Annotated in this window: 11 protein-coding genes; 2 read left to right on the top strand and 9 right to left on the bottom strand. The window is 62.3% G+C overall.

From position 1 onward, the window contains the following. Positions 1-47 precede the first annotated feature (47 nt). Positions 48-506 carry a GspH/FimT family protein gene (locus IDM28_RS02350; protein ID WP_224786408.1) on the top strand — a complete coding sequence of 153 codons (459 nt, stop codon included), beginning with the start codon at positions 48-50 and terminating at the stop codon, positions 504-506. Between the two features lie 8 nt (positions 507-514). Here the strand turns inward: IDM28_RS02350 and ispH are convergent, their stop codons facing one another. From ispH to murJ, 6 genes are all read right to left on the bottom strand, one after another. Then, a complete protein-coding gene (gene ispH, locus IDM28_RS02345) occupies positions 515-1,462 on the bottom strand; it encodes a 4-hydroxy-3-methylbut-2-enyl diphosphate reductase (protein ID WP_101316204.1) in 948 nt (315 codons plus the stop codon). Between the two features lie 14 nt (positions 1,463-1,476). Next, on the bottom strand, positions 1,477-1,914 hold the full coding sequence (gene fkpB, locus IDM28_RS02340) for an FKBP-type peptidyl-prolyl cis-trans isomerase (RefSeq protein WP_103435954.1): 438 nt from the start codon (positions 1,912-1,914) through the stop codon (positions 1,477-1,479). Continuing rightward, positions 1,907-2,422 carry a signal peptidase II gene (gene lspA, locus IDM28_RS02335; RefSeq protein WP_103435953.1) on the bottom strand — a complete coding sequence of 172 codons (516 nt, stop codon included), beginning with the start codon at positions 2,420-2,422 and terminating at the stop codon, positions 1,907-1,909. Before lspA ends, fkpB begins: the two co-directional genes overlap by 8 nt. Next, positions 2,415-5,246 (bottom strand): isoleucine--tRNA ligase, encoded by a 2,832-nt coding sequence (ileS, locus tag IDM28_RS02330; RefSeq protein WP_188035279.1) that lies wholly within the window; start codon positions 5,244-5,246, stop codon positions 2,415-2,417. The genes lspA and ileS overlap by 8 nt, the downstream gene beginning before the upstream one ends. Beyond that, positions 5,243-6,193, bottom strand: a complete 951-nt coding sequence (gene ribF, locus IDM28_RS02325; protein ID WP_150569966.1) for a bifunctional riboflavin kinase/FAD synthetase — start codon at positions 6,191-6,193, stop codon at positions 5,243-5,245. Before ribF ends, ileS begins: the two co-directional genes overlap by 4 nt. A gap of 117 nt (positions 6,194-6,310) precedes the next feature. Beyond that, a complete protein-coding gene (murJ, locus tag IDM28_RS02320) occupies positions 6,311-7,849 on the bottom strand; it encodes a murein biosynthesis integral membrane protein MurJ (protein WP_101316193.1) in 1,539 nt (512 codons plus the stop codon). Between the two features lie 249 nt (positions 7,850-8,098). Between murJ and rpsT the strand changes: the two genes are divergently transcribed. Further along, positions 8,099-8,377: a 30S ribosomal protein S20 gene (rpsT, locus tag IDM28_RS02315; protein WP_101316189.1), complete on the top strand. Its 279-nt coding sequence runs from the start codon at positions 8,099-8,101 to the stop codon at positions 8,375-8,377. Positions 8,378-8,595: 218 nt separating this feature from the next. On the opposite strand, the gene IDM28_RS02310 is transcribed toward rpsT, so the two are convergent. From IDM28_RS02310 to IDM28_RS02300, 3 genes are read right to left on the bottom strand one after another with little or no spacing between them, the layout of a single operon-like run. After that, positions 8,596-10,896: a PqiB family protein gene (locus IDM28_RS02310; protein WP_188035278.1), complete on the bottom strand. Its 2,301-nt coding sequence runs from the start codon at positions 10,894-10,896 to the stop codon at positions 8,596-8,598. Next, positions 10,889-11,512: a paraquat-inducible protein A gene (locus IDM28_RS02305; protein ID WP_150569964.1), complete on the bottom strand. Its 624-nt coding sequence runs from the start codon at positions 11,510-11,512 to the stop codon at positions 10,889-10,891. The genes IDM28_RS02310 and IDM28_RS02305 overlap by 8 nt, the downstream gene beginning before the upstream one ends. Next, positions 11,499-12,158 (bottom strand): paraquat-inducible protein A, encoded by a 660-nt coding sequence (locus IDM28_RS02300; protein ID WP_103435947.1) that lies wholly within the window; start codon positions 12,156-12,158, stop codon positions 11,499-11,501. Before IDM28_RS02300 ends, IDM28_RS02305 begins: the two co-directional genes overlap by 14 nt. Positions 12,159-12,444 lie beyond the last annotated feature (286 nt).

The following is a 12,444-nucleotide window of genomic DNA, read 5'->3' as shown; positions in this document are numbered from 1 at the left end:
GGGAGGAATGCACGGTGTGGCAACACGGGGCAACACTGATACAAATGATGTTGGCGCTCGCGCTGGTCGCGGTTCTGGCGCAGCTGGCGACGCCGTCCTACACCGCGCTCAGCCAGGACTTGCAACGGGCGGCAGCGGCGCAACAGCTGCTCCAGGCCTTTCGCTCAGCACGTAGCCAGGCCTTGTTGCAGCAGCAGGCCGTGCGGGTCGAGCCATTGGAGGCAGGCTGGGGAGTGGGTTGGCGCGTGGTGGACGCGGATAGCGGGCTGTTACTGGCTGAGCAACGTTTACCGCAGCGGGTACGGATCGTTGGCAACTTGGCTGACGGTGTGCGCTTCAGCGCACAGGGCGTACCGTTGCGCGGTAACGGCGGGTTTCACGGCGGGAGTTTGCAGATATGCCCACACGCAGAAGGCGGGCAACCACGCCAGATCGTCCTGGCGCCCAGCGGCAGGGTGCGCCTGCGCACGGACATGGCCGTTGAGCCATTGTGCGCAGGCCCCTGAGGGGTGGCTCAGAGCAGCGAGCGCACCCGCAGTTCCTTGGGCATCGAGAAGGTCACGTTCTCCGGGCGCCCGTCGAGCTCTTCGGCACCGGTTGCGCCCCAGGCCGTGAGCTGCTCAAGCACGCCGCGCACCAGCACTTCAGGTGCCGAAGCACCGGCAGTGACACCCACCCGGCCAATGCCGTCGAACCAGCTTTGCTGCAGGTCCTCGGCGCCGTCGATCAGGTACGCCGGAGTGCCCATACGCTCGGCCAGCTCGCGCAGGCGGTTGGAGTTGGAGCTGTTCGGGCTGCCGACCACCAGCACCACATCGCACTCGTCAGCCAGCTGCTTGACCGCGTCCTGGCGATTTTGGGTGGCATAGCAGATGTCGTCCTTGCGCGGCCCGCCGATGTTGGGGAAGCGCGCGCGCAGGGCGTCGATAACCCGGCTGGTGTCGTCCATCGACAAGGTGGTCTGGGTGACGAAGGCCAGATGATCAGGGTCGCGCACCTGCAGATTGGCCACATCTTTCTCGTCTTCGACGAGGTAGATGGAGCCACCGTTGCTGGCGTCGTACTGACCCATGGTGCCTTCGACTTCCGGGTGGCCGGCGTGGCCGATCAGGATGCACTCACGGCCATCGCGGCTGTACTTGGCCACCTCGATGTGGACCTTGGTCACCAGCGGGCAGGTGGCGTCGAAAACCTTCAGGCCACGGCCTGCGGCCTCCTGGCGGACAGCCTGGGAGACGCCGTGGGCGCTGAAGATGACGATGACGTCGTCCGGCACCTGGTCGAGTTCTTCAACGAAGATCGCGCCACGGTTGCGCAGGTCTTCGACCACGAACTTGTTGTGCACCACTTCGTGACGCACGTAGATCGGCGGGCCGAACACTTCCAGGGCACGGTTGACGATCTCGATCGCCCGGTCGACCCCCGCACAAAAGCCGCGAGGGTTGGCGAGTTTGATTTGCATGCTCGGCTCCAGGCTTACAAGGCCTTCACCGCGAGGATCTCCACCTCGAAGCTCAGGGTCTTGCCAGCCAATGGGTGGTTGAAGTCGATCGTCACCTGGTGCTCGTCAAAGGCTTTGACCACTCCAGGCAGCTCGGCGTTGGCTGCATCATTGAAGATCACCAGCAACCCTTCGGACAGCTCCATGTCAGCGAACTGCGAACGCGGCATGATCTGCACGTTCTGCGGGTTCGGCTGGCCGAAGGCGTTTTCCGGGGGCACGCTGACGGTGCGCTTGTCGCCGGCCTTGAAGCCGAACAACGCGGCTTCAAAACCCGGCAGCAGGTTGCCATCGCCAACCTTGAACACGGCCGGAGCCTTGTCGAAAGTGCTGTCGACGGTGTCGCCGTTTTCCAGGTGCAGGGCGAAGTGCAGAGTGACTTCGCTGTTCTGGCCGATACGGGTCTCAGTCATGCGCAGGCTCCTCGGACTTCTTGCTCTTGAACATATCCAGCGCCAGCATGATCGCGCCCACGGTAATGGCACTGTCGGCAACGTTGAATGCCGGGAAGTAATGCGTATTCTTCCAGTGGACCAGGATGAAATCGACCACATGACCGAGCACGACACGGTCGTACAGGTTACCCAGCGCGCCGCCGAGTACCAGCGCCAGGGCAACTGCCAGCCAGGTTTCGCTACGGCCAAGGCGTTTGAGCCAGACTACCAGCACCGCGCTGACCACGATCGCGATCAGGGCAAACAGCCAGCGCTGCCAGCCGGCGCCGTCGGCCAGGAAGCTGAATGCAGCGCCGGTGTTGTAGGCCAGGGTCCAGCTGAAGTAGTCAGGGATGACCACGATCTGCTGGTACATGCTCAGGTTGCTGTTGAAGTACAGCTTGGTCACCTGGTCGACCACCACGATCAGCAGGCTCAACCACAGCCAGGCGAGGCGCCCGAAGCGCCCCACTGCAGGATTAGGCATAGTGACGCACCTCGCCCGCACCGCTCAGGTTGTCGACGCAGCGTGCGCAGATTTCCGGATGCTCAGGGTTGGCGCCGACATCGGCGCGGAAGTGCCAGCAACGGCCACACTTGGCGTGACCGGACTTGACCACTTTCAGCTTGAGGCCTTCGACTTCGGTGGCCACGGCATCGGCCGGCGCCTGCACGAACGGCACCACGCTCGCAGCCGAGGTGATCAGCACGAAGCGCAGTTCGTCGCCAAGCTTGGCCAGGTCGGCGCTCAGGCTTTCTTCGGCAAACAGGGTCACTTCGGCTTGCAGGTTGCCACCGATGGCCTTGGCCGCACGCTGGTTTTCCAGTTCCTTGTTGACCGCTGCCTTGACCGCCATGACCCGCTCCCAATAGGCGCGGTCCAGCTCGAAGCCTTCTGGCAGTTCGGTCAGGCCTTGGTACCAGGTGTTGAGCATCACCGACTCGTTGCGCTCGCCTGGCAGGTACTGCCACAGCTCGTCGGCGGTGAACGCCAGGATCGGCGCGATCCAGCGCACCAGCGCTTCGCTGATGTGGTACAGCGCGGTCTGGCACGAACGCCGGGCAACACTGTTGGCGCCGGTGGTGTACTGGCGGTCCTTGATGATGTCGAGGTAGAACCCGCCCAGCTCCTGCACACAGAAGTTGTGCACCTTGGAGTAGACGTTCCAGAAGCGGTATTCGCTATAGTGCTCTTCCAGCTCGCGTTGCAGCAGCAGCGCGCGGTCGACGGCCCAGCGGTCCAGAGCGAGCATGTCTTCGGCCGGCAGCAGGTCGCGGGCCGGATCGAAGCCGGACAGGTTCGACAGCAGGAAGCGCGCGGTATTGCGGATTCGCCGGTAGGCGTCGGCGCTACGCTGGAGGATCTGGTCGGAGACGGCCATTTCACCGGAGTAGTCGGTGGCCGAAACCCACAGACGCATGATGTCGGCGCCGAGGGTGTCGTTGACCTTCTGCGGCTCGATGGTGTTACCCAGCGACTTGGACATCTTGCGGCCGTTCTCATCGACGGTGAAGCCGTGGGTGAGCAGCTCGCGGTACGGCGCATGGTTGTCGATCGCGCAGCCGGTCAGCAGCGACGAGTGGAACCAGCCGCGGTGCTGGTCGGAGCCTTCCAGGTACAGGTCGGCGCGCGGGCCGGTGGCGTGACCGATGTCATGCGAGCCACGCAGTACGTGCCAGTGGGTAGTACCGGAGTCGAACCAGACATCGAGGGTGTCGGTGATCTTGTCGTACTGGCCGGCTTCGTCACCGAGCAGTTCGGCGGCGTCGAGCTTGAACCAGGCTTCGATGCCCTCTTGTTCAACGCGCTTGGCGACCTCTTCCATCAGCTCGACTGTACGCGGGTGCAGCTCGCCGCTCTGCTTGTCGAGGAAGAACGGAATCGGCACACCCCAGTTGCGCTGACGCGAGATGCACCAGTCAGGGCGGTTGGCGATCATCGAGTGCAGGCGCGCCTGGCCCCAGGCCGGCACGAACTTGGTTTCTTCGATGGCTTTGAGCGCACGCTCACGCAGGGTGTCGCCGCTGGCCGGTTCGCGGTCCATACCGATGAACCACTGCGCGGTGGCGCGGTAGATCAGCGGGGTCTTGTGGCGCCAGCAGTGCATGTAGCTGTGGCTGATGGTTTCGGTGTGCAGCAGCGCACCGACTTCCTGCAGCTTGTCGACGATGGCTGGGTTGGCCTTCCAGATGAACTGGCCGCCAAACAGCTCGAGCGATGGCACGTAGACGCCGTTGCTCTGCACCGGGGTGAGGATTTCGTCGTTGACCATGCCATAGCGCTTGCAGGTCACGAAGTCGTCTTCGCCGTAGGCAGGTGCCGAGTGGACAACACCGGTACCGGCGCCCAGCTCGACGTATTCAGCCAGGTAGACAGGCGACATACGCTCGTAGAACGGGTGACGGAAGTTGATCAGTTCCAGCGCCGAACCTGGCGCGGTGGCGATGACCGAGCCTTGCAGGTCCCAGCGCTTGAGGCAGGCTTCGACCAGCTCTTCGGCCAGTACCAGCAGACGCTCGCCGGTGTCGACCAGGGCGTAGGTGAACTCCGGGTGGACGTTCAGCGCCTGGTTGGCGGGAATGGTCCACGGCGTGGTGGTCCAGATGACGATGGCGGCAGGCTTGGCCAGCGCGGCCAGGCCAAAGGCGCTGGCCAGCTTGTCGGCGTCGGCGATCGGGAAGGCGACGTCGATGGTCGAGGACTTCTTGTCGGCGTATTCGACTTCGGCTTCAGCCAGGGCCGAGCCGCAGTCGAAGCACCAGTTCACAGGCTTGAGGCCCTTGAACACGAAGCCTTGCTTGACGATTTCGGCCAGCGCGCGGATTTCGCCCGCTTCGTTGGCGAAGTTCATGGTCTTGTAGGGGTTGTCCCAGTCACCCAGCACACCCAGGCGGATGAACTCGGTCTTCTGCCCTTCGATCTGCTCGGCGGCATAGGCACGGCACAGCTCACGGGTCTGGTCCGGGCTCAGGTGCTTGCCATGGGTGACCTCGACCTTGTGCTCGATCGGCAGGCCGTGGCAGTCCCAACCCGGGACGTACGGCGCGTCGAAACCGGAGAGGGTCTTGGAGCGGACAATCATGTCCTTGAGAATCTTGTTCAGCGCATGACCGATGTGGATCTTGCCGTTGGCGTAGGGCGGGCCATCGTGCAGGACGAACTTGGGACGATCCTTGCCAATTTCGCGAAGCTTCTGGTACAGGCCAATGCTGTCCCAGCGCTGCAGGATCTGCGGTTCGCGCTGGGGCAGGCCGGCCTTCATCGGGAAGGCGGTGTCCGGAAGATTAAGCGTGGCTTTGTAGTCGGTCATTTCAGGCTCTTGGTTAGCGGTTGAGCGTGCCAGTGGGCACGTGCGGCGGCGATGTCCGCGTCGATCGCCGACTTCAGCGCCTCCAGGGAGGCGAATCGCTGCTCTTCGCGCAGCTTTTGGTGGAACTCCACCGTCAGACGCCGGCCATACAGGTCGCCGGCAAAATCAAGAAGATGAATCTCCAGGTGAGGACGACCATCACCAGCAACGGTGGGTCGTACCCCGATATTGGCAACACCCGGCCAGCGCTTGCCGTCGATCTCGGCGCTGGTCAAGTAGACCCCGCTGAGTGGGATGCGGCGGCGCTTGAGCTGGATGTTGGCGGTCGGCGTGCCGAGCTGACGAGCCAGCTTCTGGCCGTGCAGGACGCGCCCGGTAATGGTATACGGGCGGCCCAGCAGGTGTGCAGCCAGGGCAAAGTCAGCATTGGCCAGGGCGGTACGCACCTTGGTACTGCTGACCCTCAAGCCGTCCTGCACGACCGTGTTGGCGGCCTCGACGGTAAAGCCGTACTTTTTGCCGGCCTCGACCAGAAAATCAAAGTCGCCGGCACGGTCGCAGCCAAAGCGGAAGTCGTCACCGACCTCCAGGTGGCGCACGCCGAGGCCATCGACCACGATCGTCTTGACGAATTCATCGGCGCTGAGCTGGCTCAGGCGCTGGTTGAAGGCCAGGCACAGGACCAGGTCGATGCCTTCGGCGGCCAGCAGCTGCACTTTGTCACGCAGCCGCGCCAGGCGTGCCGGCGCAGTCTCGGGGGCAAAGTACTCGCGCGGCTGTGGCTCGAAGATCACCACGCAGGTGGGCAGGCCTAACTCCCGGGCGCGCTCGCGCAGGCGCGCCAGGATTGCCTGGTGGCCACGGTGAACCCCGTCGAAGTTGCCAATGGTGGCGACACACCCCCGGTGCTCGGGGCGCAGGTTGTGAAGACCTCGAACCAGCTGCATAACGCGCTTCTTGCTCATAAAGTGGTCGATTATAACCACACCCGGGCGCTGGTGACAGGCAGCAGCGCCCTGGGGTGGCGACTAATGTGTAAAACCGACGCCTGGCCGCCTGGCACCTTAATGCAAGGCATTGCGGGCAAACTGCCGAGGACGCAAGCCGCAGGCGAACAGGCAACCGAAATAGGTCACGACGCCGGCACCGATCAGGGCACCCAGGCGCAGGAAGCGCTCGAGCATGCCGCCCTCTTCCCAGGCTGGCATGTAATGCATGCCCAGCAGCAACACGGCCGACATCAGGCTGACCGCGAGGATCAGCTTGAGCAGGAACCGCGCCCAGCCTGGTTGCGGCTGGAACAGGTCCTGGCGGCGCAGGCGCCAGTACAGCAAGCCGGCGTTGAGGCAGGCGCCGATGCTGATGGCCAGGGCCAGCCCGGCATGGGCCAGCGGGCCGACCAGCACCAGGTTGAGCAGCTGGGTCGAGATCAGGGTGAAGATGGCGATCTTTACCGGCGTGCGGATGTTCTGCTGGGCATAGAAGCCCGGCGCAAGCACCTTGATCAGGATGATCGCCAGCAGGCCGACCGAGTAGGCGATCAAGGCGCGCTGGGTCATGGCCGCGTCGAATGCGCTGAACTTGCCGTACTGGAACAGCGACACGGTCAACGGCTCGGCCAGAATTGCCAGGGCCAGGGTACACGGCAGTACCAGCAGGAAGCACAGGCGCAGGCCCCAGTCGAGAATCCGCGAGTACTCGTGGCGGTCGCGATTGGCGTAGGTCTTGGCCAGGGTCGGCAACAGGATAGTGCCGAGCGCTACCCCGAGCACGCCTGAGGGCAGCTCCATCAGGCGGTCGGCGTAGTACATCCACGACACCGATCCGGCCACCAGAAAGGAAGCGAAGATGGTGTTGATGATCAGCGAGATCTGGCTGACCGACACGCCGAGAATCGCCGGCAGCATCTGCTTGAGCACCCGCCATACACCGCTGTCGCGCAGGTTCAGGCGCGGCAGCACGAGCATGCCGATCTTCTTCAATGCCGGCAGCTGATACAGCAACTGCGCCAGGCCGCCCGCCAACACACCCCAGGCCAGGGCCATGATCGGCTGCTCGAAGTACGGCGTCAGCAGCAGGGCGAAGGCGATCATCGCCACGTTGAGCAGGGTCGGGGTGAACGCCGGTACCGCAAAGCGGTTCCAGGTATTGAGGATCGCCCCTGCCAGCGATGACAGCGAGATCAGCAATATATAAGGGAAGGTCACCCGCAGCAGGTCGGTGGTCAGGGCGAAGCGCTCGGCGTCGGCGGCAAAGCCCGGCGCCGTGACCCACACGATCCACGGCGCGGCGAAGATGCCCAGCGCAGTAACAACTGCCAGTACCAGAGTCAACAAGCCACTGACGTAGGCAATAAAGGTGCGCGTCGCCTCTTCGCCCTGTTGGGTCTTGTACTCGGCCAGGATCGGCACGAAGGCCTGCGAGAATGCGCCCTCAGCGAAGATACGCCGCAGCAGGTTGGGCAGTTTGAAGGCGATGAAGAACGCATCGGTTGCCGCGCCGGCACCGAATACGCGCGCCAGGATGGTGTCGCGGACAAAGCCCAGCACCCGTGAAATCATGGTGATGGAGCTGACTGCAGCCAGGGATTTGAGCAGGTTCATCGAAAAATTTTCACGCTGGGGACGGAGGACGCTACTAAAGCCGCCAAGATGTGCGATACTCCCGCGCCTTCGCAGGGGAGCCAAAATTCCCGAGTTTACAGGTCGCGGCGCAGAAAGGAATATTTCCCTCTCGCGGACCCACCACTCGGCGGAACCTTGCAGGTGGCCTTGACATCTGTCGTACGCATCGGCATGATTCGCGGCCTATTTTGTTTGCTATTTCCCTAAAGTCTTTCAAGGAGCTCGACGGTGGCCAACTCACCTTCCGCCAAGAAACGCGCAAAACAGGCTGAGAAGCGTCGCAGCCACAACGCCAGCCTGCGTTCCATGGTTCGTACCTACATCAAGAATGTAGTTAAAGCCATTGACGCAAAAGACGCCGAAAAAGCGCAAGCCGCTTACACCCTGGCTGTGCCTGTCCTCGACCGTATGGCCGACAAAGGTATCATCCACAAGAACAAGGCTGCTCGCCATAAAGGCCGTCTGAATGGCCACATCAAGGCGCTGAAAGAAACTGCAGCTGCCTAAGCGACGCGCTTGTTAAAAACCGACCCTAGGGTCGGTTTTTTATTGCCTGCGATTTATCCCCGCTTGGATGCGACCCCTGTAGGAGCGGCCTTGTGTCGCGAAAGGGGCGCGCAGCGGCCCCGCGATTTAGGCAACGCCGCAGAACTGCTGGGGGGCGCTGCGCCCCCCTTTCGCGACACAAGGCCGCTGCTGCAAGATCTGCAGCGCAGCCATATTGCTTACTTGCCCAACTGGATCTTCGGCGCCCACTGCAGCCACACGTCATCAGGCTTGTCGAACAAGGCAAAGGTCTGCTTCGGTCGTGCCGGGTTACCCATCTGCTCGCCCTCTGGCGTGGCAAAAGCAATGCCGCCGTCGATCAGCGTCTCCAGCGACTCGGTACGCACCGTTGCCCCCTTGAACAAGCCCCAGTCGAAGCCAAAGCCGCTGCTGTTCCAGAACCGGCTGCCACCGCGCACCAGCCCGGCATAGCGCGGTTCGATGAGGATGTGGATCAGCACTCGATCAGCGTTCTGTCCCAATTCAAAGCCAGTGACCTTGCCCACCGCCACCTCGCGGTAGGTGACCGGCACGCCCGGCTTGATCGAGCCACGTCGCGGAGCACTCAGGGTAATCGGCAAGCCGATCTCCTGGCCTTTCACCTCTGGCGCCTCGGCCAGAGCGATGAAGTCACGCTGTGAGCCTTGGCTCCTGGCGGCTGGCTGCACCTCGATGTACTGCCCACCGATCAGCGTATCGAGATTCTCGGTCTTGACCAGCCCCAATGCTGGCTTGACCACCCAGAACTGCGTACCGACACGGGTGATGCGGTCGGCAGCTTCGTTGATGCGCGCACGCAGCAGTACCGCCTGCAGATCGTCGGTCAGGTCGGTACTCTCGATACTGCCCACCTCCAGGCCGCGGAAGCGGATCGGCGTGCCCGGCTTGAGGCCATCAGCGCGCTCGACACGGATGGTGATCAGGGTACCGGCGCGATTGGCTGCCTCTTCGCTCTCATGCAGACGGAAGCGCGGGATATGACGTTTGAGCGGCACATCCGGCTTCGGCGTATCGAAGGCAATGCCGCCCGCCATCAGGGTCTGCAATGACTCGCTCTTGACCTTGATCCCGGACAGGCCGCCGGTCAGGGTGATACCACTGGCATTCCAGAAGCGCGTTGAGCCGTTGACCAGGTTGGCGTACTCCTTCTCGATGTGCACACCGATCAGGATGCGTTTGCTGTTGCGGGCAAACTGATAGCTCTGCACGTTGCCGACCTTGACCTGGCGATACATCACCGGGCTGCCGACCTCGAGCGAGCCGAGGCTGTCGGCAAACAGCACCATATGCAGCCCTGGCGACTTCAGATCGAGCGGCGGCGCCTTGGCCCGTGCTTCGAACTCGCGTTGTGGCCGTGCGCCCTTGTCACCTGGACGGATGGCAATGTAGTTACCCTTCACCAGCGCCTCCAGGCCAGTGATGCCCGCCAGGGAAATGGACGGCTTGACCACCCAGAATTGCGTGCCCTCGACCAGATAATCCTCGGCCAGAGGGTCAAGGGTCAGTTCGGCTGAGGCACTGGCCAGGTCGTCTTCGATCTTCAGGGTCTTCAGCGAGCCGATCTGAATGCCTTTGTACAATACTGGCGTACGCCCTGCCTGCAGGCCTTCAAAATCAGTCAGTTTGACCTTGATGCGGATACCCGCCTGGGCAGCGTCAAAGTCTTCATAGAGGCGGAATGGCAAGCTTGGATCAGTCGGCGGACTGTCCTTGCGGTGCTCAGGGGTAGCAAAGGCAATACCACCGGCAACGATGCTGCTGAGCGACTCACTGCGCACCTTGACCCCGGACAGGTCAGCATCGATGCTGATGCCGCTGGCATTCCAGAAGCGAGTATGTTTGCGCACCAGGCTGGCGTAGGCGGGCTGGATGAACACCTTGACCTCAACGGTGCCCTGATCCTCGGACAGCTTGTAGCTCTTCACCCGACCGACCTGGATCTGCTTGTAGAACACCGGGCTGTCGCGATTGAGCGAGCCAAGTCGATCGGCCTTGAGGGTCAGGTGCAGGCCGGGCTCGGAGTCAGACAGCGGCGGCGCCGAGGCCAGCGCCTTGAAGCTTTTGGTCGGCTCGCCTTTGCCCGGGTCAACGGCAATATAGTTACCCGATACCAGTGTCTCCAGGCCGGAGATGCCCGCCAGGGTAACGCTCGGCTTGACCAGCCAGAAGCGCGTGCCGGTGGTCAGCTGGGTGTCTGCCGCCTTGTTCATCTCGATGGTGGCGATCACCCCGGTGTTGCTGCCGGTGGCATCCAGCTCCAGTTCGGTAACCTTGCCGACTGGCATACCCTTGTAGATCACCTCGGTCTTGTTGGCGACGATCCCTTCACCAGTCTTGAAGCGCACCTGGATCTCCACCCCCGCAGAACGGTAGGCCTGAACGCCCAGCCAGCCGCCGATGATCAACGCGATCAGGGGCAGGATCCAGATGGCCGACCAGTTCGAGGCAGGGCGGGTTTTTGCCGTAGGCACGTCACTCATGGTCGTCATCCGACTCCGTGTTATCCCAGATCAGTCGGGGATCGAAAGTTAAGGCAGCAAACATCGTCAGGATCACCACGCAGGCGAAAGCGATGGCGCCCAGATTAGCTTCGACGCTGGCAATCCGGCCAAAATTGACCACCGCCACCAAAATGGCAATGACAAAGATGTCCAGCATCGACCAGCGCCCGATGAATTCGATAAAGCGGTACATCCAGATGCGCTGCCGGGCCGACAGCGGCTGATGTCTTTGCACCGAGTACAGCAGCAGGCCGATGCCGACTAATTTGAAGGTCGGCACCAGAATACTGGCAATGAACACCACGGCTGCGATAGGCAGCATGCCGTGGTGCATCAGCGTGATGACCCCGGACATGATCGTGTCGGGGCTGCCCTTGCCCAGCGAGCTGACCGTCATGATCGGCAGCAGGTTGGCTGGGATGTACAGGATGAAAGCAGTGATCAGCAGTGCCCAGGTGCGCACGATGCTGTTAGGCCGTCGAGGGTGGACGATGGCACCGCAGCGGACACAGGTCTGCCCGGCGTCATCGCCTTCCTGACGGTTCAGCTCGTGGCATTCATTGCACACCAGAATCCCGGCATCAATCGCCCGCATGCAGATCCTCCCCGGACAACGCCACCCAGATCTGATGTGGCGACATCACCACCTCCAACCAGACTTGCACCAGCAGCAGGCTGATAAAGCAGACCAGGCCAATACCGATATTCAGTTGGGCAAGGTCGAGCAGCTTGACCATGGCCACCAGCACGCCCATGAAGTACACCTCGAGCATGCCCCACTCGCGCAGGTGGTGGTACACCCGGTAGATCAGCAAGCCGTAGCTGCGACCGATGTCCAGACGGATGCTAAGCAGCACTGCCAGTTGACACAGCAGCTTGAGCAAGGGGATGGCCATGCTGCAGAGAAACACCACCACGGCGATCAGGTGCATTTGCGAGTTGTACAAGCCAAGCACACCGCTCCAGACGGTATCGTCGGAGGTCTGCCCGAGCAGGTGCAGCTGCATGATCGGCAAGAAGTTGGCGGGTATATAAAGCAGCAGCGCAGCCAGCACCAGCGCCAGGCTGCGATTGACCACGTTATGGCGGTGGGCGTACAGCTCGTAGCCGCAACGTGGGCACAGCGCCTTCTCATTGTGCTGCAGGGGCGGCTTGCGCAGCAGCAGGTCACACTCATGGCAGGCGATGAGGTCGTCCAGCGGCAGATTGGCCAGCACTTCGGGGTCGGCAGGGTTGGGCATATGGGCGTCTGAGTGGAAGCGTGGGCTCTATTCTAGTGTTCTGGCTCGCATTGTGGGAGACGCGTGGCCGCCCTGATGCGAGACATAAGCATACTGGCACTTCGTTATGAGCGCTGGATGGGGTAAAAAGTGCCGGGAATGGTAGCTGGAGCGACAATTTTAGGCTGCGCAGCAGCTCTGGATCTTATGGATCGCAGAAAAGACAAAACCCCTACCTGCTTGCGCAGATAGGGGTTTTGCGAAATGAATCTTGACGATGACCTACTCTCACATGGGGAGACCCCAC

Source organism: Pseudomonas sp. EZ-C24, from assembly GCF_014525325.1.
GTDB classification, from domain to species: Bacteria; Pseudomonadota; Gammaproteobacteria; order Pseudomonadales; family Pseudomonadaceae; genus Aquipseudomonas; species Aquipseudomonas shirazensis.
The sequence above is the reverse complement of the archived record's forward strand: the minus strand, read 5'-3'. Positions and strand labels throughout refer to the sequence as shown.

Excerpts from the sequence above, each read along its gene's own strand:
- ileS (WP_188035279.1), bottom strand. The coding sequence starts at position 5,246 with ATGACCGACTACAAAGCCACGCTTAATCTTCCGGACACCGCCTTCCCG.
- lspA (WP_103435953.1), bottom strand. The coding sequence starts at position 2,422 with ATGCCTAATCCTGCAGTGGGGCGCTTCGGGCGCCTCGCCTGGCTGTGG.
- ribF (WP_150569966.1), bottom strand. The coding sequence starts at position 6,193 with ATGCAGCTGGTTCGAGGTCTTCACAACCTGCGCCCCGAGCACCGGGGG.
- IDM28_RS02350 (WP_224786408.1), top strand. The coding sequence starts at position 48 with ATGTTGGCGCTCGCGCTGGTCGCGGTTCTGGCGCAGCTGGCGACGCCG.
- IDM28_RS02305 (WP_150569964.1), bottom strand. The coding sequence starts at position 11,512 with ATGCGGGCGATTGATGCCGGGATTCTGGTGTGCAATGAATGCCACGAG.
- IDM28_RS02300 (WP_103435947.1), bottom strand. The coding sequence starts at position 12,158 with ATGCCCAACCCTGCCGACCCCGAAGTGCTGGCCAATCTGCCGCTGGAC.
- murJ (WP_101316193.1), bottom strand. The coding sequence starts at position 7,849 with ATGAACCTGCTCAAATCCCTGGCTGCAGTCAGCTCCATCACCATGATT.
- IDM28_RS02310 (WP_188035278.1), bottom strand. The coding sequence starts at position 10,896 with ATGAGTGACGTGCCTACGGCAAAAACCCGCCCTGCCTCGAACTGGTCG.
- fkpB (WP_103435954.1), bottom strand. The coding sequence starts at position 1,914 with ATGACTGAGACCCGTATCGGCCAGAACAGCGAAGTCACTCTGCACTTC.
- ispH (WP_101316204.1), bottom strand. The coding sequence starts at position 1,462 with ATGCAAATCAAACTCGCCAACCCTCGCGGCTTTTGTGCGGGGGTCGAC.